Here is a 26082-nt window from a genome sequence, read left to right as displayed (position 1 = left end):
TTTATATAATTAAAAACACCATTCTCAAAAAAAACAACCGAAATCCCGGACGGATCACAGCAAAGGAGCAAACAAACGTGCCACAGACTCCCGTATTTTCTGCCGCTTCGGACGGAATTTCCATTTATGTATACTCTCTTCTACGCTGTCTCTCATATCTTCAACAAAAGAAGCCGCCAGATTTTTAGCAACATTCCGGTCGTATATAATCAAATTCACTTCAAAATTCTCGTCAAAGCTACGCATATCCATATTGGCAGTACCCACACTCGCCATCATCCCATCTACAACAATAACCTTGCTATGGTTAATGCCTTTCTGATACCAATACACCTTTACTCCGGCTTCCAGTAATTCCTCGACATAAGAACGCGAACACCACTGTGTCAGCCACGAATCGGATTTATGCGGTAACAATATGCGGACATCGATTCCCCCCATCGCCGCAGCTTTAATGCAGTTCAGCGTTGTCTCTCCGGGCATAAAATAAGGGGTAGAAATAAAAACGTATTTCTTTGCCGTATTGATCAGCGTAAAATAAGCCTGTTGTATCGAGGCCCAATCACTATCGGGTCCGGAAGCCACGGTTTGTACAATTACATTGCCGTCTTCTTTTTTATAAGGCATATAATCTTCCTTATTTAACAACAACTCCTGCCGGACAAAATACCAGTCTATCAGAAAAACAATCTGCAAAGAAGTCACAGCCTCCCCTTTCACCCGCAGATGCGTGTCCCGCCAGATCCCGATGCCGGGCAAACCGTTCATATAGCGATCTGCAAAATTCAAGCCTCCGACAAAGCCGGTTTCTCCGTCAATGACAATAATCTTACGGTGATTACGATAATTCGCCTTATCGGCAATCCGGTGAAAACGTACCGGCAGAAAAGGGTAAATCTGTATTCCGGCAGCCCGCATTTCCCGGATGTAAGTTTTCGGCAGACTCCAACAACCGACATCGTCAAAAATCACCCTTACCTCAACTCCGCTTTTTGCTTTTGCAATCAAGATATCTTTCAATCGGGTTGCGAGTTCTCCCGCTTCGATAATATAATATTCCAGGTGAATAAACCGTTTAGCCCTCCCCAATGCAGTGAAAATAGCCGGGAAAGTTTCCTCTCCGTTTTTCAATATATCCACTTTATTGTAACGCGTCAACAGTGCCTTGCTGTTATTAAGCAATAGTGTCATCAGTTTCCGGACATCCTTCATATCCTCCTTTTTCAGGAATTCCGTTTTCTGTACCCGCTGCTTCTGGTCCTCACTCATATATTGCAACCACTTCATATCCCCCAATCCCTTCATCGAAAACATCTTGATTTTACGGTAATTGACACCGAAATACAAATAAAAAATCATACCGACAAGAGGGACAAACAGCAATACCGCCACCCAGGCCAGTGTCCTTACCGGATTCCGGTTTTCCAACACGATATTGAATGCCACCATCAATACGGTAAGTAAATACAGTACAATTAAGGTGTAGATGACGATGACAGACCAACTCATATATTCGAAACAGGCTAGACTATTTATAATTAATTTCTTATTTTTGTTTTATGAATATCAGTATTTATACTTTATCCCAATACGCATCCGGCGAACTTAAAGATACATATGAGCCGGAAGAAATCCGCAGCATCTGTCGTCTCATTTTCATGGATGTCTTTCATTACACAAATATAGACATCCATATCCAAAAACACGAAAATTTACCGGAAAGCTTTCTCGGGAAATTTCAGGAAATCATAGCCCGCTTAAAACAGGGCGAACCGATCCAATATATCATCGGCACAACCGAATTTGCCGGTCTGACATTTACAGTCAATCCCTCAACCCTTATCCCCCGACCGGAAACAGAAGAACTGGTTTTGTGGATCAAATCCCTGGCTGCACCTTCATCACACATATTGGACATCGGAACAGGCAGCGGCTGTATTGCAATAACTCTCGCACATCTATTGCCTGACAGCCGGGTTACAGGCATAGACATTTCTGCCGATGCTCTGGCAACGGCTTCTCACAATGCCATGATCAATCTCACGAAAGTACAATTCCGGCAAGCCGATATCTTCGATTACCGGCCCGAAAGCGGCAGCCGATTCGACATCATCGTCAGCAACCCTCCTTATGTACGTATGAGTGAAAAGCAGTACATGCAACGTCAGGTAGTGGATTTCGAACCCCCGACCGCCCTCTTTGTCCCGGATAAAGACCCCTTGCTCTTTTACCGGCAAATTGCAAAATTCGGCCAAACCCATCTCCGCAAGAACGGACTGCTCTTTTTCGAGATCAACGAAGCCCTTGGACAAGACACCGTAGATTTATTAGCCCGGTATCCATATTCCGGCATTGAAATAAAAAAAGATTTTTTAGGAAAAGACCGGTTCATAAAATGTACCTACTAACTTCATCGCTCATGGATGCAAAAAATGCCCTCAACATCGTCGCCGGTTTATGCAGCAAAAAAGAATACTGTCTTCAGGAAATCCGGGAAAAACTCAAAAAATGGGATATTACGGAAAAAGACACAGCACGGATTTTGGATTTTCTGATCCAAAATAAATTCATCGATGAAAACCGCTTTGCTTTTGCATACGCCCGGGATAAATTCCGCTTCAACAAATGGGGCAAACAAAAAATCATATTGATGCTCAAACAAAAACAAATCCCTGCCGGCATTATCCGGCAAGCGGTCGAAACACTCGATAAAAAGGAATACGATACGGCTTGCCTGAACTTACTGCTTCAAAAAAAGAAAAGTTTAAAAAATGAAGATCCTTTAAAAGATAAAAATAAGCTCATCCGTTTTGCTCTTTCCCGGGGATTCGACTACGATACCATCCGGAATTGCTTACATCATCCGGAATTCCGGACAGGATACATCTCCCCTAACGAGAACGGGTCATGGGATGAGTAAAGACAAAACGGGCTCCTTTCTTATAACTTCGATCCACCCATATTTCGCCTCCCAGCATATTTACTGTAATCCGGCAAATGGCCAGTCCCAAACCGGTACCTTGTACATATTCGTTCAGCTTCGAGAATCGGTCGAAGACAACTTCCTGCTTTTCTTCCGGAATTCCACAACCTGTATCGGAAATAGCAAATACAACCTGTTTTTTCGCTTCGTCGATTTTCAATTCCAGCCGTATTTCGCCCGCTTCCGTAAACTTATTGGCATTCGACATCAGATTGATCAGTATCTGCTGCAAACGCTGTACATCCGTTTCCAATTCAAAACTCTCTACCGGCGGCTCAAAAACATAACTTACCCCTGCCTTTTTCGCCGGAGAGGTAGTGGCCAACACCCCCTGACAAAGTAAAATCAGATCACAGGTTTCATAGGTCAATTGAAGCTTCCCCGTCTCCAAACGGGAAATATCCAATATATCGTTCACCAAACGCAACAGCAAATCGGAATTGGTCTGTATGATCTCTACAAAATTTTTCTGCTCTTCCAAAGAGAAATCCTCCGATATCAAAACATTCGAGAACCCCACAATCGCATTCAAAGGAGTCCGTATCTCATGACTCATATTGGCTAAAAAAGCCGTCTTCAGCCGGTCCGATTCCTCTGCTCTCTCTTTAGCTGCCACCAATTCAACTTCCGAATCCTCCAGTTCGTCTTTCAACCGCTTTGTCCGTAAATAGAAATACAAGGTAATGATAAAACCGAATAACAAAAACCCGAAAGTCAAGCCGATAAAAAGCAATTGCACTTTATATTTAACCCAGAAAGAAACATCTTTATTCAAGAATTCAACATCCTTCGGCAAATCTTTTTCAGAAAAACCGAATTCCTTTACCTTTTGCAAATCGAATGAATATCCATTGGGAATAAATTGAAGTACATTTTTATACTCCCGGTTGCTATGAATAGTCTCATAAGCCTGCCTACCCAAATCTCTTCCTACATTCCGGTATTCCGGAATGTAACCGCCCAAAGCCCAATAACCCAAGCCGATTGAAGTCATCGAAAACACCGGTATTTTAGGATTGGCGGACATCATCGTATAAGTCGCATTTTTCATAAAATACCCTTCGTTTTTATCCACCCGCCAGGTTCCCATCAATATCACCGTTTTTTCAGGCAATGCCGCAATCTCGTCCACGATCGTGTAAATCGTATGCTTCCGTCCATCCAGACATATCAGGCCAAGCTCGGGGAAATGCCTCATTTCCTTCTTTACATGAGCCAATAAACTAACCCCACCGTAACTATTGTCCGAAATAAATGCAATATGCCGGACATCCGGATAAAGCCGCTGTATCAATTCTATATTTTTCTCGACATCATATTCATACAGAAAGCCACCGACCTTAAAATTACGCTCTTGCAAAACATCCATACTCTCCGGCTCCCAATCCGACAACACCACTTTATCGTCCGGCAATATAATCGCATTCCGACTTACCATTCCGCACAACAAGGGAACCTCCGGCATGATATTATCCTGGGAAATATAAGAAGCCCATGCCTCCTGTCCCAATAAAATAATCAACGAAGGTCTGTTTTTCTCCGAATACTTTACCAAAATCTCATGCATATGGGATTTCCACATCGGTGCTTCCGAAAAGCTCTTACAATTCATATTCTCGATAATCACCGGCTGCATCCCTCCCAATGATTTGTACTCTTCTATAAATTCGGAAATATTTTGAGCAGTCTGATAAGCTTCCGGATTATACGAACTAATGATCAGGATAGGCCTTTCATTTGCAACAGCCCAACAAGAGAAGGTGCGGAAAATAATCACACACAATATAAAAACACCTGTACCTAAACGTAAAATCATTCCCGTTTCTTTTTCGAATGCACGAAACAAAGATATTTAATTTAAATTCGTATTTTATATATCTTTGATTAAAATTTTCCTTATTCAGACAATTTGTGATAAAAACAGTTAATACCCATGAATATTTTTACAGAAACGGAAAAGTTAGCAGAAGCCCAGCTTCAGGAATTCGAACTGGCAAAAATTAATTATGCGAATTTAAAAAAAGCAGCCTATAAAACGATTCCCATTGGAACATACACATTCGAACTGCAATACAATCCGGACCGGATTCGTTCGACAGCAGCCAATATTACCCCCCGGGTATTGCAATCCCGAAAATGTTTCCTATGCTCTGAAAATTTACCGGCCGGACAAAAAGGTATTCCATACGGACAAGACTACAATATCTTCGTCAATCCCTATCCGATTTTTCAAAAGCATTTCACAGTTCCGGCCACGACACACTCCCCTCAGCTCATAAAAGGACGGTTTACGGACATGCTGGCATTAGCCAAAGACTTTCCCGCTTATACGATCTTCTATAACGGTCCCCGCAGCGGAGCCTCCGCCCCGGACCATTTCCACTTTCAAATGGCTCAACGCCATGTCATGCCTTTAGAAAAAGACATTCAACACGGGGAGATCGTACAACAGGGACACGCATATACGATAAGTACGCTCAACAACTATTTACGGAAAAATATTCTGTGCAGTTCCGGGGATTGTGATCTGCTTTCTTCCTTATTTACTCATATTTCAGAGATATTGGAAAATTCTATTCCTTCCTGTCCGGAACCGATGATTAACCTACTGACGTGGTACAGTGAAGGAATATGGACGGTCGCTATTTTTCCCCGGCGGGAACTAAGGCCCTGGCAATTTTTCGCAGAAGGGGCCGGAAAAATCTTGTTCAGCCCCGGTTGTGTCGACTTTGCCGGCCTGCTCGTCACCCCCCGTAAAGAGGACTTCGACCGCTATACGCCTGCACTATTGGCAGATCTTTTCGGACAACTGACCCTTACCGATGCAACCTGGAAAAATCTCTTGCCCTGTCTGCAAACTGTTCATCCCTGATTATCCGATAATCATTCCCACCACCGTCGCAGATAATAAAGACGCCAATGTACCAGCCAGCAAAGCACGCATACCGAACTTAGCCAACAAAGGCTTATTCTTGGGGGTTAAGCCGCCGATCCCCCCGATCTGAATACCAATGGAGGCAAAATTCGCAAAACCACATAAGAAATACGTACACATGATGATTGACTTTGCCTCCGCAAAAGCTCCGGCCGCTTTCAAATTAGCTAAATCCACATAGCCGATGAACTCCGTCATTATGACTTTTTGCCCCAACAAGCTTCCGGCATAAACCATATCATCAGCAGAAATACCGATTAACCACATCAGAGGAGATATGGCATATCCCAGAAGAAATTGCAGGTTCAATTCCGTATTCCGGCCATCCGTAATCTGTGTAATATATTCATTCAAACCGGTCATACTTCCGAACTTCACAAACAAATAATTGGCAAAAGCAATAAAAGCAACAAAAACCAACAACATACCGGCCACATTAACTGCCAGCTTTACCCCCTCCGATGCTCCGTTGGAAATAGCATCCAATATATTTTTTCCCACCTTATTCTTCGACACATGAATATCATTATTCACTTTTTCAGTCTGAGGAACAAGCAATTTCGCAAATACAACCGCACCGGGAGCTGCCATTACCGAAGCAGCCAGCAAATGCTTGGCAAATACCAGCCTCTGCACAGGATCCTCTCCTCCCAAAAAACTGATATATGCAGCCAATACCCCACCTGCAATTGTCGCCATACCCCCGGTCATCACCAGGAAAATCTCAGAAGGACTCATATCATCCAAATACTCCTTAATCATTAAAGGAGCCTCCGTTTGCCCTAAAAAAATATTACCGGCCACCGACAAAGATTCCATCCCTGAAATATTCATCAATTTTGTCATCACCCATGCCAAAGCGTATACGACCTTTTGAATGATTCCCAAATAAAACAACAGAGAAGTCAATGCCGAGAAAAATATAATTGTAGGAAGCACCTGAAAAGCAAAAATATAACCGGCCTTGGTCGTATCCATCAAATCTCCCAGAAGGAAAACACTGCCCGCCCTTGTGAAATCAAGAATTGTCACGAATATTTTCCCAAAAAATTCAAAAAACGCCTGTACAAAAGGCACATACAACACTCCGACTGCCAACAACAACTGTATGGTGAGTCCGATTCCGACCACTCTCCAGGAAATAGCCTTCCGGTTATTACTAAACAACCAGGCAATACCGACTAATGTTGCTATTCCCAACAAACCCCTCAATACAGACATGACAGACATGTGACTTTCGATATTGACAGCACTTTGTATACCGCTCCCTTGTTGAGCATAAAGTCCCCCTGCCGTCAAAAGTAATAACACAGGCACGAGACATAAAATTTTTTTCAACACACCGTTCATAAAATCAGATTTCTAATTTAGGGCGTGCAATTTAAACCTTTTTATGCAAAAAGCGAATATTTTGACAATATCTTTTCCCACAAAATATCGAATTTACTTTCTCAATTTTCTTGTTATTATTTCTTCATTTTTAAAATATTTGCACAATATTCAGTTTTATTATATCTTGCAATCCTAAAAACAGTAAAAACAATAGACATATGAAGACAATCAATTTACTATTCTTATTCGTACTTTACAGTATAGGCCTGATTTCTTGCCAGGAATCCGACTCCGGGCAAACAATCGGTATTATCCCTCAACCCACAAATTTACAAACGGCACAAGGACATTTTACCTTAACTTCCAAAACCCCTCTCAATATCGTAAAAGGAGCCGATGACCTCGGACCGGCCTGCAAATTTTTCAGTGAACTCGTTGCCCGTTCTTTAGGTAGTCCGTTGCTTACCGAACAGGGAGAAACGAAAACAGGTGCGATCAACATATACATCGATACGACATTAGCAAAAGAAGCATATACACTGCATGTCACCGGTAAAGCGATCGACATAAAAGCCGGTAGTTCATCTGCCGTATTTTATGCTTTCCAGAGCTTGCGCCAGATGATGCCGGTTTCAATAGAAAAAGGTGAAAAACAACCGGCCATTGAAATTCCGGATGTAACGATACAGGATCAGCCCCGTTTTGCTTACCGGGGACTTATGCTGGATGTATGCCGCCACCTATTTTCTCTGGATGAGATCAAGACATATATCGACATGCTGGCCATGCACAAAATGAATCGTTTTCACTGGCACCTGACGGACGACCAAGGCTGGAGAATCGAGATCAAAAAATATCCGGAACTCACCAAAATCGGAAGTATGCGTAAAGAAACCGTCATCGGACGCAACAGCGGCAAATACGACGGACAAGCATACGGTGGTTTCTACACCCAGGAAGATATAAAAGAAATCGTACAATATGCTGCCGACCGTTATATCACGGTTATCCCGGAAATAGAACTTCCCGGTCATGCATCTGCAGCTTTAGCTTCTTATCCGGAACTGGGATGTACCGGCGGACCGTACAAAGTAGTCGGGGAATGGGGCGTTTTCGACGATGTATTCTGTGCCGGTAATGACAAAACCTTTGAGTTTTTCCAAAATGTCTTTGATGAGATTATTCCATTATTCCCCTCGGAATACATTCATGTCGGCGGCGACGAATGCCCGAAAACGGCTTGGAAAAAGTGCCCGAAATGTCAAAAACGAATCAAAAAAGAAGGTCTCAAAAACGAGCACGAATTACAAAGCTATTTCATTCACCGGATCGAAAACTACCTGAATTCAAAAGGGAAAAAAATAATCGGTTGGGATGAAATCTTAGAAGGCGGCATATCCCAAACTGCTACGATCATGTCCTGGAGAGGAACGAAAGGCGGCATCGAAGCTGCACAGAAAGGCAACCAAGTCATCATGACACCCAACACCTATGCTTATCTGGACTACTACCAATCTCTGGATACCAAAAACGAACCTTTTGCAATCGGCGGATATGTCCCCGTTGAAAAGGTATATAGCCTGGAACCGACCGAAGGACTGACACCGGAAGAGGGCAATATGATTATCGGCGTACAAGGTAATCTATGGACGGAATATATCCCGAATTTCTCACAAGTACAATACATGGTGTTACCCCGTATGGCTGCCATTGCTGAAATCGGCTGGACCCCGGCAAAGCTTAAAAACTACGAAAACTTTGTCGGACGGACAATCGCCCTGATGGAACGTTATGACGCTTTGGGCTACAACTACGCCAAACACATTATGTCTGTGAGCGGCAAAACAAGTTTCGATGAAGAAAAAAGTTGTATCCGCCTTACGTTGGCTCCCAATTATCAACAAGCAGCCATCCATTATACTGTAGATGGCAGCACACCGACATTGCAGTCGCCGGTGTATAAAGAACCGCTTGACATTACCTCCGATTGCGATATCCGGGCCCAACTTTTCCGGAACGGTAAAGCAATAGGCAAAGAATTCAACCAATCGTTCAAAATCAGTCAGGCCGTAAAGAAAAAGGCCCGGTTACAGAATAAAATATCCGAAGTATACGCAGCCCAGGGTTCCCGTACCCTCACAGACGGCATACGTGGAACGGTAGATTTTCGCGACGGCAATTGGGTTGGCACCTGTAACGATGATATGATTCTGGTGGTTGATTTCGAACAACCGACAACTTACTCGAAAGTCAATGTCGGTTGCCTGAATAAAGCCGGAGACTGGATCTGTTTGCCTGTAGCTATCAGAGTATATGCTTCCGAAAACGAAAATGATTATACCCAGGTAGCCGAAATAAAAGATATAGCTAACCGCGAAGAATTCAAAGAAGAAGGCATTCACAATATTACTTTAAATATCGAAAACGGGAAATCCCGTTTCGTAAAAGTAGTTGTCGAACGTCAGAAATTCTTACCGGAAGACCATCCGGGAGCCGGAAACGCAGCATATGTATTCCTTGATGAAATAGAGATCGACTGAAACACCCTCATTCTGTTCACGAATTACCGGAAAATTTTATGTTTCGGTAATTCGTGAATAGAAAGGGTAAATTTCTTACACGGGCGAAACCTACAGGAAGGCAAATTTACAAGTAACTGATTTCTTCTGAAGTAAGCCCTGTGGCTTTGGCAATCACTTCCGGGTCAAGACCGAGTGCTTTCATATTCCGGGCAATGTCCTGCTGTTTTTTCTTTTCACCTTCAGCAAGCCCTTCCATACGCCCTTCTATCCTTCCCTCTGCCAGTCCCTCCGCCAATCCTTCCGCTCTTCCCTCTGCTTTACCTTCTGCCCTGCCTTCTGCTCTGCCTTCCGCTTTGCCCTCTGCTTTGCCCTCCCGGATAGCTGTATCCATAACACTTCGCTGTACCCGCAAATTTTCGATATTACGAAGATAGGCAGCACGGTCGGTTTTGCCGAGAGACGAAAATTTCAAACGCTCCCGTGCTTCGGCCAGGCCGGGAGCCTTCGCATTATCGCCGATTTCACCGGTTTTGAGAAAAGATATCCACTCATCGAGCGGAGTGATAGCTTTTTTGTCAAATTCATTTACCCGCAGTACATAATATTCAGGGAAAAGATCCCCTGCTTCCTGACAAATAAATTTCTCTGTCTGCTGTTTCGATAATTTCAGAACATCATTGTTATGAATGCCCCGAAACTCCGTCCGGCCATGATAAACATAATCCGTACCCTGTCCAAGATCGAAATAAACGATATTTACAGAGTACACCTTACGGATTTTCTCATACAGGTCACCTTCAGAAATATACTCCGTCACGGCTTTAGACACACCGTAAAGCATACGCAGGAAATAATCGATTTCACGGTTATTCTGTACTTCTACAATGATCAATTCCCCTTTGCTATCTTCAGCGAGCAAATCCACACGATTGAATTTATCGGTAATGTCCTCTTTATTACCTTCGCTTTCGAGAATATTGCAAATTGTTATCTTTTCACCCAACAGACTACTCAAAAAACCCTCCAACACCACAAAATTACTTTTATGGCGAAGCAACCGTTTCATAGCCCAGTCGAATCGTACATAATGAGGTAGTGCCATAATTCTGATTTTAAATGTAATACTATCACAAAGTTACGTATTTTTAAATTGCCGCACAAGCTAAGATTCAGGAAGTTTTTAATTTACGACCGGTCCCGCAGACATGGCGGGGTATCGTAAAAAATGCCGGTTTCCAAAAAGTAGGTGTATATGTGCATGTATTATGTATAATATGATGGATCCGGACGGATCACAAGGGGAAAGATCAGGAAACCGGCATTATATTTATATATTCATTGTTTATTATTTATATTTACATTTATCGTTTCTCTTTCTTTTTTTCCGGTTTAGCCACAACCGGGGGCTTTTCAGCCAGAGATTCCGGAGCAACAGGCCGGAGAGATACCGCACAAAGCTGATTCCCGGAACTCAAAGTTTTACAACTACCATTGAACATACCGCCTTCCTCGATTCTGATCCCGGCCACGGAAACATCCCCCGCAAGGGCTCCTTTTTCACGGATATGCAACGTCTCTCTTATCGTAAAAGGGCCTTCCGCCAAACCGGATATATCCGCTGTACGGCATTCGACGCCTTCGGAACAGATACATCCTCCGGGGCGTATGATCAGACGCCCGTCAATCTGGATCGTTCCCGAAAACTTCCCGTCGATAACCACGTCCGTATTACCGGACAGATGCCCCTCACAATGCACAGAAGCTCCGATCAGCGTCGGACTTACAGGCATGGAGATTCCTTCCTGCTCCTCTTTGGTCTTACTGAAATTCAACATACCCTTTCGTTTTTAATCTCCGTTTATTAATCCATGTTCTTTTACAACCTGCTCTGCATAATAGTCACTCCATTCACCGATATCCGAAAGTGCAGTGTCGGCTTCCGCCAGAACTCCCGAAAAGCTTTGAAGTTTACTACACAACAATTGCAAAGCCGCTTCCAGCGTCCTACGGGCACTTCCATAAACCCGCTCCCGTAAGGCTACAAATTTATCTCCACTCCACTCCCCCGCCTCTACAGAGGATATCAGCAACACGCTATCACCGTAAGTCTGTAAAGCATTCCGGAACACAACCACTTCCAGTAACGTCACCATTACCCGCGCATCCATAATCACAGCCTCCGTTCTCCGGCAAAAAGCCAGAAACACAACCGGGCTTAAGCGGCTATATTCCAGTCGTCCGATCCGGTTCATCATGCTTTCAGACTTCCATTCATATTTACATTACCTTAACTGCAACAACCGGTCTTCCAATTGCGGAAATACGGCATCCTTCAACATCACTTTCTTGTCCCGGTCAAGGAGATACAACGAAGGCATCGCCCGCAAATCGTAAAGTTCACGTTTTTTTATCTCCTGCCCCGAATCACAGCCATGCAACCAAACCGAAGGCATTCCCGTCAGATTCTCCCGCCAATGCGAAACATCCGCCCCGACACACAGCGCCAGTAAAACCAGACGCCCTTTTCGGATCATCCTCCCTGCCACCTCCGAAGCTGCAAGCTGAACCTGTGTCGCCCGGCAAGCCGGACAGTCCGGATCGTAAAAAAACAACACGATATACGCAGCTTCCACCCCGTACAGCGATTTCTTCTTCCCGGAAACCGCTGTATAATAAAAATCCGTTGCGCTATCACCTACCCTGTTCTTCAACAACTTATCATACACGTAACGGGAACGCTCCTTTAACAATTCAGGTACTTCCGGCATGGACAATAACTGTTGCAAAACCACCCCGTAAAGCGCATCATTACGATAAGGGGAATTCGGATCATAGAGGTAATGCGAAAATTGTTCCGTGAAATAATCGAAGCGGAAATTTTCCTTATAAAGAGCCCAGGTTACAGTATCTTTCCCCCCGACCTTTGCCGACTGGTCCGCTTGCCAGGCTTTTCCCAACAAACTACCGGCACTCTTGCCGGCCACCTGTCCCGGCACCTGATTCAACACCGACAAGAAATCCGCAAAAGCCTGTTCCGTCACCTCCTCATTCCGGAGCAAAACCGTATCGGAAAAGTCGAAATGATCCCAATAATGTTCCGCCAAATAAACCGTCTTCTCTTCCTCCGAACCAAGCATGGCAGGAATAACCGGTAATTCGAAATGCGTTTTTTCAGATCCCCCCTTGTCCGTAACTCTGCCGCAAGCAAACACAACACAAATAACAACCATGAACATGCATATAAGATCGTTTCTCATTTGATTATTTTTATTGCTCCCGTTAATCAATCGTTCATATAAACAGTAAATTCCGGTTTGTAAATTTTAAATTGACCGGCAACTTAATTCGTTATCAGATTTTCTAATCGTAAATCATAAATCGTAAATCAAAACAGTTCATTTACCCACGATTTACAACCTATAATCTACAATTTCCCCTTTTCTGCAGGGCCGGATTGCGCGTATAATCGTAAATCAAAAATCAAAAATCGTAAATCAAAACAGTTCATTTACCCATGATTTACAACCTATAATCTACAATTCCCCTTTTCTGCAGGGCCGGATTGTGCGTATAATCGTAAATCAAAAATCATAAATCAAAACAGTTCATTTACCCATGATTTACAGCTTATAATCTACAATTTCCCTTTTCTGCAGGGCCGGATTGTGCGTATAATCGTAAATCATTAATCGTAAATCAAAACAGTTCATTTACCCATGATTTACAACCTATAATCTACAATTTCCCCTTTTCTGCAGGGCCGGATTGTGCGTATAATCGTAAATCATAAATCAAAAATCGTAAATCTAACCAGTTCATTTATCTATGATCTACAGCTTATAACCTACAATTTCCCTTTTCTGCAGGGCCGGATTGTGCGTATAATCGTAAATCGTAAATCATTAATCGTAAATCAAAACAGTTCATTTACCCATGATTTACAACCTATAATCTACAATCCCCCTTTTCTGCTGGGCCGGATTGTGCGTATAATCGTAAATCAAAAATCAAAAATCGTAAATCAAAACAGTTCATTTACTCATGATTTACAACCTATAATCTACAATTCCCCTTTTCTGCAGGGCCGGATTGTGCGTATAATCGTAAATCATAAATCATAAATCGTAAATCAAAACAGTTCATTTACCCATGATTTACAACCTATAATCTACAATCCCCCTTTTCTGCAGGGCCGGATTGTGCGTATAATCGTAAATCAAAAATCGTAAATCAAAACACTTTCCTGTATTTTTCAGTCACCCAAACCGGTAATACAAACAAAAAGGCGATTCCCATCGACACAATCCAGGGTAATAACAATAAACCACGGAACAAATACCCCGAAAAACGTTCTGCCATTCTATTTCTATGTACCGATTCAGTTGACTGCATCTGTGTTTATGGGTTATAATTTTAATTTCATCCCTACTCAGTCCGCAACGACGGTTTTCATTTGTAAATGAAATGCACGATCCCCGCTAATGTCTTCACATTTCCGACGGCAAACACATACTCCCGTCAAAAATTTATGAATTGTAAATTACACAATTGAGTCCGTCCCAGTGTGTAATTTTTTCCTTGGGGCGTCTATCAAAAATCAATATCATCTAAAATCTAAACACCACTCCGGCCATCACCTCTATTCCCTGTTCCGAATCGGCATCCAGCAAAGACCACCGGTTGGAAGCCAGTTTCCAGCTGCAACGCAAATCGAAAGCGATACGTCCCTTTTCCCAAGGGGCATAACGGCAGCCGATACCCGGCAACACCAACCCTCCCCAGTCCTTCGTCCGGGAAGTGTTGATCTGGTCCCCGGTAATCCGGAAAACAACATACTGCATTCCCCCCGACAAATTCAGGTAGGGCTGAAGCTTAAAACCGTTCCTGCCGAATGGCAGGTAACGGGCATGTACCGTCAAAGGCAGGCTACTGTAACTGCGGTCCGAATAACCGGAAACACTGCCTCCGTCATAACGGTCCTCCGTCATCCCTTTCTCCGAAGAAGAACGGTAACCGACACCCAATCCCACCGAAAAACAAGAAGAAAAATGCCAGTCCCATTCCAGGTCTCCGCCCGAGTAACCGGCCTTCGACAAAAACTGATTCCCCAGCGGCACCGATACCCCCCAGCGAAGGGCCAGCGAATGCCTGTCACGGCATTCCTGGGCCTTCCCGGAAAGGGCAAGCGACATACAAAAGCATACGGTCAATGTCCCCGCTATAATCTTATTCAGCGCCGGCTTATTCATAAGTCTCAATGATTATTCTGTCAATTATTACCTTTGATCATAAATCTGGCTTTCGATTTGTCCGGACTGACCGTAATCTTGCCTGCATCCTTCACGCCCTGTACACCCTCCAGATTCACCATGACACTACGGGGGTCCGTTTCCAGGGAATACAATACAACACCGCTCAAATTCACAGCACTGCTGTTTCCATCAGGCAGGATTCGCAAATCGTATATATTCGTCAGAACAAAATCCTTGCCCAGAACCGCCGTACTGCTGCTGTCTACAGCTACCGTAAGCACCACATCACCACCGCTGTTATTCGTCTGTAAGGCGCCGTCTTTGGCCCGCAACAGGGAAATCTTACAGAAACCGGAGATCACATTGTTTTTGCGGCCGTAATCGCCGAGTGCCTCGATAGCCACCATCGCAGGCTGATCATACAAAAGTCCGGCACAACTCAACTGGGTAGACCCGAAAGAAAGATCCACATCACTCATTGCATAAATCTTATTGAAATCGATCACCACATTTTTCACCGATTCATAACGGGTATCTTCACGTGTCACAACATTGAACGTACCGCTGTGTTTACCCGGCTCAATAATCAGACGCGGTAAACGGCCGATTTCAAAATCCAGCCCGTCAGCCGTGCTCTTACCGTACACACCGTCGACAATAATATTCGATTTCGTTGAATTCGTCAGGGCTTTTCCGTTTGTTTTGAAGATACCGAGCTCGTAAATAATATCGCTTTCACCTTCCAGACCGGGCTTGGTCCCGATCAACTGTACCAGCGCAGGCTGATCGATGATGGTTGCCTTACTGCTGTTGCGGATCATATAACTGTTTTTCACATCGGAAAGGTCCAGGGCAAATACCCGGTCGCCTTCCAACAGATCATTGGCATTTACAGGCACCTCTACGGTGAATTTACTTACGTAACGGTCGCTGCCGTCCGTCGCCGGGATAAAAGAGAGCGTACCCGCTACCGGATCGAAGTTCACTCCTTCGGAGGCTGTAATCGGACGGGTTTTGTAATTTACCGTTACAGGAAGCGGGGCTCCCTCTTCCGAATAGGAATAACCCGACAAAGACACTGTAAATACGGCTGTCGTCGTTCCCGCTATCGGCTTCATAATCTGAATATCGCTCAGGAATACCCCGTGTGCCAGTTTGGCAATACGCGCTCCCTCACCCAGAAATACAGCCTCTCCGTTTGCCGGAAGGGACACGGACAGGAAATGAGCCGGCGCACCCTCTGTTACATAACGGTCGAACTGCAACTCGCCCAGGCCCGAAAGCATGCTCAACCGGCCGCTCATGGCACTCGCCATCAGCAAGTCGCCGCTGCTGTTAATACGCAACTCCGTATAATCCGTTGCCGTTGCTTTTTCATACAGATGGCGTCCCTGGCGGGAAAGCTTTACAATCTTGCCCTTTTCGGTAATAGGCTCGTAAAGGCTTACCACACAATCGCCGTTCAACGGATTGTGGGTCATTCCGGCGATAACGCCCTTATCGATGCTCGACGTCAGTTCCGTACCGTCGGAACGCAGCAGGGCATAATAAGAATTGTTCAGGTCATTTCCCCCCACAAGGACTTCGCCCGTAGGACAAACGATCAATTGATCAAGCTTTGTGGCGGAAGTCACCGGGATAATCTGTTTCTGAAAAACGATATCCCCTTCTTCACGGATTTTAATCACTGCACCTCCCGTTTTCTCCCCTTCTCCGACGATATAGATTTTACCTTCGTTGGTCGATATCATCTTCTCGATATGAAAGGTCCGGTCAGGCAACTGGGTAATAAAAAAAGGTTTGCCGTTTTCATCCAGGCGCACGACGGAAGCTCCCTCTTTTTCTCCGGCCGAAAAAGCCGCATGCAGGTATTCCGTATGTCCTCCCAGCACATCGATACCGGTACAGGTTTCACCTGCCGTCGCGATGTACGTATATACCAACCGGTTATCGGCCGACACCTTACACACAAACCCCGAGCGCCCACCGTCGTCTACCGGGGTATCGCCGCAAATGACAAACCCGCCGGATGCCAGCATACGACCGCCTGTTACCCGCGTACCGGGACGTCCGAAACTGATGTCGTGGGAAATTTGCCCCTGACGGGAAAGTACCAGCATCTGACCGCCCGGAGCGTCGCCGGTACGGTCAGAAGACGAACGTACCCCTGTCAGCAAAACTTTACCGTCCTTCAAAGGGAGCACATTCAGGATGCCGGTAAATTCATCCGGATTAAACGTGCGCGACAAAAGGCATTCGCCCTGACGGTCGAACCATGACACCATGACACGGCCTCCGTTTTCACCTATCGTCACCACATCCCCATTGGGAAAATCCGCACACAAACGGGTAAAACGGACGTCTTTACCATAAACATGGTCATAAACCGTGGGCATAAACTGGGCTTTCACTTCTCCGAGCAATCCCAGTATCAGGCAAACTCCCAGAGCCAAAAAGAAAATTTTGTTTGATTTCATATTGGAGTATATTTATTGTTTTTTCTTTACGATAATATCCACACGACGCGCTTTCTGGTAAGCCACGATACGCTCTTTGCGTGTCAAAGGCTTGCGCGGAGGTTGCACTTCCTTATTATCCAGTGAAAGGTAACCGGCCGGAGAAACGTAATCCTCCAGGGGAATATGCAACTGTCCGCGACCTTCCGGGAAAAAACGGGGCCGTGCCCGTTCTGCCTTAAAAAACTGTACAACGGCATTCGCCCGTTGCTCGGAAAGACGCAGATTGTATTCGGGTGTACCGAGTTCGTCGGCATAACCGATCACAGAAATCTCCGTGATATCGTCGAAACCGCGCATCGCCAGTATCTGGAAAAGGCGCTCTTTGGCCTGGGGAAGAATCCGGTAGCTGTCGAATTCGAAATAAATACTCGTCAGCAACTGGCCGGATTCGGGCAACATATAAACCGGAGTCTCTTTCACCTCCTTTTCGATGGAAGAGGTGTGTGTCTTAAGCAACCCTTTGACAAGGTTCAGGTTACCCACCATGGCCGAATATTCGTCGGAAACGCCCACGGCCGCTTTGCTGCTCAACGGCGTCGAAGCTGCATTGAATGTATAGATATCGTCTTTACCAGCAGCGCCACGGCGGTCAGAAACGAAGTAACCCGTTTCTCCGTCGAAAAACATCCCGAAATCATTGAATACCGTATTCACAGGCCAGGGATAATGATAAAGCGTCCCGGACATCACAATATTGTGACCGAAACTCACACGATAGATATCATAGCCACCGAAACCTTCCCAGCCGTTCGAACTGAAAAAAAGTGCATCACCGACGATACGCGGATAAACTTCATCCCCCTCCGTATTGATTTCAGGCCCCATATTCACAGGTTCTCCCCATTGCTGTCTCTCTTCGTCCCAGTGACACATATAAAGGTCCATACCTCCGTAACCTCCGGGACGGTCGGAAGAAAACATAAGTGATTTGCCGGCATTGAAAAACACCGGATGCGCATAGGAAACACCTTCCTGGTAGTTGAAAAGGGGAATGAAATCACTCCAGCCGCCACGCAGGGTATCGAAAACCGAATAATACAACTGATTGATAAATACGCTTTTATCCACTCCGGGTTTCAGGATACGCCCCTTATTCCGGTAAATGATCTTCGTAGCCACCATGATCTTGCCGTCATCTGAAAAAGCCACCGGACCGCTTTGCAATTCACGCGGGATATCCCGGAATATTTCGGGTCGCTGGCTGCGCATCGAGTAAAACTGGGTACGGTGATAATAAATTTTCTGAGGGTCCTGAATCATTCCGTGACTAACGGCATAAAAAGGTTTACCGTTCCATTCGCCCATCCAGTATTCCGCCTCCGGGCCACACCCTTCGAACAGCCGTACCTCATATTCCGCATCTCCCCGCCGGTAATAATGCTGCTGGTTAGCCAGCGAAAAAAGAGTGTTCAGATAACGCTGGTTGCGGCTGAAAGGCTGCATAAAAGCAAAATGACGCGCGATAACCTCCGCACGCTGATTTTCATCCCGTCCGCGCAGGGCATCGATATAATAGCACACATCACCGACACCCATCAGCGTATCGGCGGCATAAAAAACACGGTCGAAATAATCCACCGCCCTTTCATTCTGCTGTAAAAGCATATAAAAACGGGCGATTTTCAAGGCCAATACATTTTTACGCTCGTCCTGTTCGTCCAGCCGGTTATAAACCTGCTCGTAAGAACGCATGGCTTTGTCGTATTTGCCTTTGATAAAGGCCAGGTCGGCAGAGCTTTCTGTGGAACGAAACCAGAGGAAAGCACGCAGCCAGCTTTCGGCCCGGACATTCCCCGGAGCCAGAAGAAAAAGAAGGGTCAACGACCAAAAGATCACTAGTATTCGTAAATTTCTTATCATATTGCTTTAAATTAACGGAACAGATTATACACCAGATGCACCCCGAATTTGGTCGGACCTACCCAAGCCCTGGTATCTTTCAGGGAAAGCGGGACATTTGCCCATTCACCGCCCAGCTTATAGGTGTCGTACTGTAAATGGGCATATCCCACTCCCACATTCAGATCCAGGCGAAAACGCTTTGACAGGTAAAATTTATAGCCGAAGGACACTCCCGTAGAAATGCCCCAGCCCTTATAGCGTTTACTATTCCGGCCTTCCCCACGGTCCAGGCCTATATTGAAGTTTCCGCCTTCAATATAGGGACCCAGGTAAAAACCGTCATACTGGTCGTTGGTATAGTAGTATTTAGGGTTAAAATAGTAACGTACATCCAGGCTTCCGATCAGTGCCCGAAAAACCGTCTCGTTTTTCTTAAACATATAAGGAGCCCAGAGTATATCGGCATTCAAAGAAATCTGACGGCTGACCGTTTGTTCATAGCCGATGTTAGGCGTGCCTGCCAGAAGCAGGGGCGCATTCGTTTTGACAGCCTGACCGCTGACTTCACGGGATCCGAAAAAACACATCAATCCGGCGGCACACACACACAATACTTTTTTCATATTATAGTTCATTTAGTACAGAATCATTTTATTATACCGGAGTTGTTTCACCCTGTCCGATATCTTCCCATCCCACAAGCTGTACGCTTACCATCGTAAAGCCCTCGAAACAAAAACTGACCGTATGACGCGGCTCCAGAAACCAGGGTTTTGGCAACGGTTCACCGTTTCCGTCCGTCACCGGGCAATTTTCAGAGAGGTTTTTTTCAGTAAAATAACCGACCTGATCTTCCCCGCTATAGAAAAACACTTCCAGTCCGAGCGGAGGACGTTCGGGAGCGACCCCTTCCAATAAGGTTCCCGAAGAAGGCAGAAAACTATCCTTAAACTCTTCGTTGTCCGATTGATGCAAAGGCAAATAGGAAGCCTTCACCCGGTCGCCGGGCGTAAAAGTGGTGAAACTGCCGCTAAAACTCATCCGCGTCGCCAGTCCCGAATAAATCACCTCCACCCGGTCGACAACCTTCGGCAGCTTCTTAAATTTAAGTACGAGAGTCCCCAGATACACCAGGTCCTCTTTTATATCGACCGTATCGGCTACCCGGGCACCGGCATGTCCTATAGGCAACACCTCCGCCACTTTTTGCAGCATGCGGCAATCCAATTTTCCGGGAGCATAAATCCCGGCCTTCTTGTCCACCACCGGAAGAGCCAGCCAGGAATCTGCCAAAGGCTGTCCTTCCGTCACCTCGATCGTATTCAGTTGGGCGAAACACATCACATTTGTCTCTCCGGGCTTCAGTTTCGAACGGATAATACCGTCCGTCACGTAAGGCTGGTTAAAATCAGCGGCCGCAAACCGGCTGGTACGCAAATGATTGCCGGCAGCATCGTGAAAAGCCACATAGAAATCCTGGATACTGCGGTCCTTTATCTGGGGGACATAAATCCAGTAATTATTTTCGTCCAGGAAATAGTCCTTCGTACAGGATACGGCCATACAGCCAAGCAATAACCCGCCCAATAAGGTTCTGCCGTTTTTTATTATTTTATTCATTATCATCATTCCACTTTGAATTATTTGTATCCCCTGTTATGGAAACCGCCCCGCCCTTTCCGGCCTAAGTCCGCCGTCCGGAGTAATCAATATCTTACCGGATATTTCCCTTGTGCCGGCTTAAACGGGAATATCTTCCGATACGATTCCCGCCCACGGTACCAGCTCGATGTTCACATCCGCATTTCCGTACTGGCCCACCTCCGGAATACCGGGATTAGCGGGATCCTCCAGCCATATACCTCTCCGTTCGAGTGTCAGATTGATCTCCAGGATATAATTCGGGTTGACGGCCGTACTCACGGCTGCCGTCCACGCAACATCGGCTGCTGCTGCCAAACCCGTCGTATGTCCCATAGGCACATATCCGGCCGGGGCCTTGCCCGTCAGTACTATGTCAAATTTCTCGCTTCCGGTGGCAACGGAACCGCCCGGAAACATCCGGATGTCTTTCCACAGTGTAATGTGCCGGCCGGGATTCAATATCGTTCCGCCACTGTAACCGCTGGCCGGCTCCGCATCGTGAAAAGCTCCTTTCGTATAAAGTACGTCTTTGATGCCCCCGCGGACTAACGCACCGAGCGGATTCGCAGAAACGGTTGCGCGACGGATACGGAAACCGGCATCCGCATGGGTAAAATCGACAACATTGTTACCGTTTTTCGACTGATCGATACGCACGCGCAGCATCGAAATGATACGGGTCAGACGAAACGGCGCCGCAGTCAGGTCGTTGGTCTGGTCTGCCAGAATCCGGACCCCCGTTTTCTTCGCCACAAAAACCTCTGCAGACTCAAGGTAACCGGTAGACCCGGCCTCGGCTGCTCCCTGGGGGGTAAAAGCAGTATTCACGGCCAGTTTCATCAGCAGGCCCGTAACCGGCGAACCGACACAACTGTTCACATCCCAGGAGCCTCCCGTAGCTTTCTCGGCACGGATATCGGACTGCTGGGAATTGGCGATCACGTAAACGTCATACGTTTTACCCGTCGCCGACGCCTTGATGTTCGTTAATGCAAAATGCTTGGCCGCCATATCGCCGGAGACAGGAACCGGCAGTATACTGCGGGCATCCTTCACGGTTCCGTCTTCCACAAAGAGAATCAGCATATCTTTGATATTACCGTTCCAACTGGTCGTCGGCATGGCTGTTGACCGGGGTATCGCACGTATTCCGGGCTCGGATTCCAGGCTGAAAGCCATATTTACTTTACCAAAACCGTCGCCGGCAGCCCCTCCGCCGTTGTCTTCCTTGCTGCATGCAGCCGTCCCGACCGCCAACAAAGCGGTCAACAGTAACAAATAGATCGTTTTCATCGAATTCATTATTTTATGTGTCTGTTTATATGTCATTTTTTATAGATATGCACTTCTATCACATGGTCGGGAGCCATCAGGAAAACTTTCCTCCACTCGCCGGCACGACCACCGGGCCGGGTAAGGATAAAAATGTTTTCGTTCAATGAGTTCATGATTTCACCGTAGAAATAAGAAACATCGTAGGTGGAATTTACGCCCAAACCGATCCAATCCTCCGGAAGCCAATCCGCTTTATCAATCCGGCCGTTACCGGCCCTGAATTTCTGAACGGTCGCCCCGGAACGGGGTACAGCTTCTTTCACCCTGACTCTGATTTTTTTACGCAAAGTCCCGAAACGAAGAGTGATCGTATAAAAGCCGTCGGAATCCGGCTGGCCGGCTCCGTTATTTATAAAACTCAGCTCATATTTGCCGCCCCCATTATTCTTCAACTGCCAATTCGTATTACCGGTCTCGTAAATCATATCCAAAGCAGCACCCGCTCCGCCCTCCAGTACTTTCGTAACAACCTTAGTCAAAACCGTAGTATAATGACCGTCCCGGCAAAAATGGAACTCCGAAGCATTCAACCCCAGCTCATACAAGCCGTTTGTATACACCTCATTTATCCCATCCAGACCCGTCATATCCGGATCGATCACCACCGAAACGTCGTTCGCAAAGACACTGTTTTGCGCTTCGGCGAAAGTAGCATGACCGGCATTTTTCACGGCTGTAATCCGCAGACGGTAGTACACATTCCGTTCTATGTCGGCAAACGTGTTGGCAGGTGAAGGCAAAGCAATTTTATAGTAGGAAGGCAAAGTACTGCGCTGATAATACCCCTTCAGTATCAGATAAAAACCCGGACCTTTCCAGTTGACATCCCGCATGGAAGTCCGCTGTTCAAACAAATAAACCGGTTCGGACAAACGGGTGCCTGAAAAATCTACCCGCCCGGTCAGTGTCAAAGCCGCCGGATCGGGATTTGAAGCCGCCAGGCTGCCCGTTGTCGCCAGCGACATATAGCTGATCGTTTCGGCACGGAAAGTTGTATCTATAGTTGTAACCTCTACCGTAAACTTCGCCACATTCCTTTTGACCCGGACCGTTCCTCCCGTAGCCGTATAAAAAGCATTTACACTTAGCCGGGGCAGCACGATTCTTGAAGAACACATCACATAAGGAGGCGCCACCGATCCCGGAGCGCTTGCTTTTTTCAGTGCCAGAAAAGCAGATTCCCGGGATACGCCATCCTGCATACCGCCCAGCAAATCATTGGCATTAGCCACGACGTATACATAATGTTCTCCCTCCCGTTGAGGTACGGCAAACATTTGGTTGCTGCCATTGCCCGTAAACGAAACCATACGTTCCAGCACATTATCGGCGGCAGTGCCGGCTCCCGATTTTCTGAATATCAGTACCGCCCAGTTATTGATCCTGTTTTCCTCGGTTGCAGTCGCACGGGTAATCACCTCGCTCATCGATTCGGCTTTGCAGCCCAGGGAAAACAATTCCTCCCCGGTATCCGGACCGGAGACGATCTCTTCCTGACAGCCGCCAAGCAGCAACACCAGGCAGCAACACCCCCACCGGCAAATAGTTCCGACCGTTTTTTTCATAAAGCTTTCTTTCATTGTAAATTCTTTTTTGAAACTCTCCGACTTTTCAATCTTAAATCAAAAATTAAAATAGCTTCCCCATTCACCCGTCCCCTGTCTTATACTTTCATCCCGACTCATAAGCTTACCATCTGTTTCTGACACAACGGACATTGGCCACACCTCCCGGAGGCGTTGTCCCGCCGGGCTGAGTAAGACCGGCAGCCTGCCCGTTCGCAAGCCAATACAGAGCGGCATTGAAATTATTGGGTATCCCTTCACGCCCCGCCTTTAGCAAGGCATAGCCCGCTTCAGCAAGCGTAGGTAAACGCCACCCGGTTTTACCGCCCTCGGTCAGGTTCTGACAAATCCGTTGAGCCTCTGCAAAACTCACCTCCCCGGAATGATCGGCCCTGTTTACCTCCAAATGGTAATATTTTTCCAGTTTATCATCCTGCACACAAAGTACCCTGTAGCTGGACGTTCTATAATACAGCGGGATATAGAGATCACCAGGATGATGTAAATCTCCAGAAGGGAAGCCATATGTAGTACTGGCCGTATACGACTTATTGCTCCATCCCAACTCGGAAGACCATAGTATTCCATTAATCCTTTGAGCTCTCAAATAGTATAAACCTTCCCGAATCGTAGACATCCGCCAGCAGCCCCGACCTGTCAACGGGTCGTTAACAGTTCCCTCATAATAACCGGCACACCCCCTATATTCGTCCCCCTGTGAATACAACCGGATCATATCCTCCTGCGACATGCCATCATTAAAACCCGTATTCGCTTCATTCGTATACCCCATACCTTCGGCCCATGACATGGTGCTGCTCAAAAATCCGGCAGCAAAACGGGCTCCGACACAGTTGACGACCAACGTCTTTTCGATATTGTTCGCCCTAAGCTTTATCCGGACAGAAAAACCACCTCCCGTGCGCCAGTTGCCCAGTTTCAAAGCCAACTGTCCGCTTCGGTGGCTATCGTCGTCCCACACCACATCACACATAAAATCATTCCGGGCAACCGTATTCTCCCCGTTTAGCTCACGGGGCTCATCCACCCACACCTTTCCCGGCCCTGTAGCCTTAAAACTCACATACCGCGGCATACGGTAAGCTTTAAAGTCGTCGATTTTCTCCGTTTGCAGGAAAAAACCGTAGGCATCTCCGATTTCCGACTCCACAGTACGCTCATCCCAGGCTTCCACGGCAGCCTTTACCTGCCAGTCGTCCACCTGTTGCCCCAATCCGGTTACTCCCGTAAATTTGAATGTATATACCTTATTCCGGTTGACATCCCGACTTGTGTTTCCGTCAACAATATCGTTCCCCACGTTTACGGTATACTCCGAACTTCCCTCTTTCACGGTTCCCCGGTAACGGTCGGCCCGGACTGTCAATGTCATACGCCGGTTGTTAGCCGCAGCAAGCAGGTATTCGGGCACCAGCAACTGGGTTTCGAACTTATAACGGCCTCCGGTTACGGTTGAAGTCCCCAGAGGAATCGTTTTTTTCACGTAACCGGTACCGTCATAGGCTTTGGGATAAAGGTAACCGAACCCGGGTACGTTACTCAGTTCCGCTTCCCGGAAACGAAGGCTTACCCCATCCAAAACCGGATTAAGATCGAAAGACAAAAACACGCGGGCCATGGTATACACACTGCTCCGCAAGCCCGTCTTGCTGATATCGGCTCCGTTATAGAATATTTTGCCCGTCCCGTCATTCGGGGCATGTATATTTTTATATTCGTAATAACGTTGTTTAGTGGCAGTTACCGCCGGCAGGTTCCGGCTGATTTTCACGGCGGCAAAAGAAGACCAGCCGGCCACGGAAGAAAGGTCCTCCTCTTCGTCGATAACCGTATAAACATCGTTGTATTCCCCCGGATAAAGCGGTACATTGAATCCGCTGAGCCCGGTAAACAATTTATTATAACGGAAACTTTTGTTTCCGGCTTCTGTCGGAGCGGAAAACAGGATTACCCGCACTTTACTCTGTGACGACATGGCAGAGCCCAGATTAAAGGGCAGCATCCCGTTTATTCCCGGAACAGGATCAGGAGTCAGCTCTGCCTCTTCGCAGCCTGCCAGAAAACAAACGCACAGACAGAGTGCCATCCACCATTGTTTTTTACCGAATCGTTTATTCATCTTCGATTTCATA

The 26082-nt window shown here is 46.4% G+C and carries 19 protein-coding genes; 4 read left to right on the top strand and 15 right to left on the bottom strand.

The window, feature by feature from the left end:
- Positions 1–54: 54 nt before the first annotated feature.
- Entirely contained in the window at positions 55–1509 is a 1455-nt protein-coding gene (gene cls, locus BN8908_RS17600) for a cardiolipin synthase (protein ID WP_068691939.1), read from the bottom strand.
- Between the two features lie 50 nt (positions 1510–1559).
- On the opposite strand from cls, the gene prmC reads away from it, so the two are divergent.
- Together prmC and BN8908_RS17590 are read left to right on the top strand one after the other, a co-directional pair.
- Positions 1560–2408, top strand: coding sequence for a peptide chain release factor N(5)-glutamine methyltransferase (gene prmC, locus BN8908_RS17595; protein WP_021986579.1), 849 nt, complete (start codon positions 1560–1562; stop codon positions 2406–2408).
- 11 nt (positions 2409–2419) lie between these two features.
- On the top strand, positions 2420–2920 hold the full coding sequence (locus BN8908_RS17590; RefSeq protein WP_021986580.1) for a regulatory protein RecX: 501 nt from the start codon (positions 2420–2422) through the stop codon (positions 2918–2920).
- On the opposite strand, the gene BN8908_RS17585 is transcribed toward BN8908_RS17590, so the two are convergent.
- Positions 2892–4799, bottom strand: coding sequence for a sensor histidine kinase (locus BN8908_RS17585; protein ID WP_068692436.1), 1908 nt, complete (start codon positions 4797–4799; stop codon positions 2892–2894). The genes BN8908_RS17590 and BN8908_RS17585 overlap by 29 nt on opposite strands.
- Positions 4800–4916: 117 nt before the next feature.
- Here BN8908_RS17585 and BN8908_RS17580 point away from each other — a divergent pair, with 117 nt between their 5' ends.
- The gene (locus BN8908_RS17580) at positions 4917–5855 is read left to right on the top strand and encodes a DUF4922 domain-containing protein (protein ID WP_068691935.1); all 939 of its coding nucleotides are present in this window, start codon (positions 4917–4919) and stop codon (positions 5853–5855) included.
- Here the strand turns inward: BN8908_RS17580 and BN8908_RS17575 are convergent, their stop codons facing one another.
- Positions 5856–7268 (bottom strand): NupC/NupG family nucleoside CNT transporter, encoded by a 1413-nt coding sequence (locus BN8908_RS17575; protein ID WP_021986583.1) that lies wholly within the window; start codon positions 7266–7268, stop codon positions 5856–5858.
- A 200-nt stretch (positions 7269–7468) separates the two neighbouring features.
- Between BN8908_RS17575 and BN8908_RS17570 the strand changes: the two genes are divergently transcribed.
- Positions 7469–9790 carry a beta-N-acetylhexosaminidase gene (locus tag BN8908_RS17570; protein ID WP_068691934.1) on the top strand — a complete coding sequence of 774 codons (2322 nt, stop codon included), beginning with the start codon at positions 7469–7471 and terminating at the stop codon, positions 9788–9790.
- 106 nt (positions 9791–9896) lie between these two features.
- On the opposite strand, the gene BN8908_RS17565 is transcribed toward BN8908_RS17570, so the two are convergent.
- The 12 genes from BN8908_RS17565 to BN8908_RS17510 form a co-directional block, all read right to left on the bottom strand.
- On the bottom strand, positions 9897–10874 hold the full coding sequence (locus tag BN8908_RS17565; protein ID WP_068691931.1) for an Rpn family recombination-promoting nuclease/putative transposase: 978 nt from the start codon (positions 10872–10874) through the stop codon (positions 9897–9899).
- A 259-nt stretch (positions 10875–11133) separates the two neighbouring features.
- The gene (locus BN8908_RS17560) at positions 11134–11607 is read right to left on the bottom strand and encodes a bactofilin family protein (RefSeq protein WP_068691929.1); all 474 of its coding nucleotides are present in this window, start codon (positions 11605–11607) and stop codon (positions 11134–11136) included.
- A 12-nt stretch (positions 11608–11619) separates the two neighbouring features.
- Positions 11620–12027, bottom strand: coding sequence for a hypothetical protein (locus BN8908_RS17555; protein WP_068691928.1), 408 nt, complete (start codon positions 12025–12027; stop codon positions 11620–11622).
- Positions 12028–12054: 27 nt separating this feature from the next.
- Positions 12055–13029, bottom strand: coding sequence for a DUF5106 domain-containing protein (locus BN8908_RS17550; RefSeq protein ID WP_082989307.1), 975 nt, complete (start codon positions 13027–13029; stop codon positions 12055–12057).
- A gap of 1350 nt (positions 13030–14379) precedes the next feature.
- Entirely contained in the window at positions 14380–15021 is a 642-nt protein-coding gene (locus BN8908_RS17545; RefSeq protein WP_021986590.1) for an outer membrane beta-barrel protein, read from the bottom strand.
- Between the two features lie 20 nt (positions 15022–15041).
- A complete protein-coding gene (locus tag BN8908_RS17540; RefSeq protein ID WP_068691923.1) occupies positions 15042–17501 on the bottom strand; it encodes a Calx-beta domain-containing protein in 2460 nt (819 codons plus the stop codon).
- A 12-nt stretch (positions 17502–17513) separates the two neighbouring features.
- Positions 17514–19403: an OmpA family protein gene (locus tag BN8908_RS17535; RefSeq protein ID WP_082989306.1), complete on the bottom strand. Its 1890-nt coding sequence runs from the start codon at positions 19401–19403 to the stop codon at positions 17514–17516.
- A gap of 11 nt (positions 19404–19414) precedes the next feature.
- Positions 19415–20008: a DUF3575 domain-containing protein gene (locus BN8908_RS17530; protein ID WP_021986593.1), complete on the bottom strand. Its 594-nt coding sequence runs from the start codon at positions 20006–20008 to the stop codon at positions 19415–19417.
- A gap of 31 nt (positions 20009–20039) precedes the next feature.
- Entirely contained in the window at positions 20040–21005 is a 966-nt protein-coding gene (locus BN8908_RS17525) for a hypothetical protein (RefSeq protein WP_148453413.1), read from the bottom strand.
- A 120-nt stretch (positions 21006–21125) separates the two neighbouring features.
- Entirely contained in the window at positions 21126–22322 is a 1197-nt protein-coding gene (locus BN8908_RS17520; RefSeq protein ID WP_021986595.1) for a hypothetical protein, read from the bottom strand.
- Between the two features lie 32 nt (positions 22323–22354).
- Positions 22355–23944, bottom strand: coding sequence for a hypothetical protein (locus BN8908_RS17515; RefSeq protein WP_068691915.1), 1590 nt, complete (start codon positions 23942–23944; stop codon positions 22355–22357).
- 109 nt (positions 23945–24053) lie between these two features.
- Positions 24054–26081, bottom strand: a complete 2028-nt coding sequence (locus BN8908_RS17510; RefSeq protein WP_068691913.1) for a hypothetical protein — start codon at positions 26079–26081, stop codon at positions 24054–24056.
- Between the last annotated feature and the right edge of the window lies 1 nt (position 26082).

The sequence above is a fragment of the Culturomica massiliensis genome, from assembly GCF_900091655.1.
In the GTDB taxonomy this organism is placed as follows: Bacteria; Bacteroidota; Bacteroidia; order Bacteroidales; family Marinifilaceae; genus Culturomica; species Culturomica massiliensis.
Note: the sequence above shows the minus strand (reverse complement) of the source record. Positions and strands in the feature narration are given on the sequence as shown.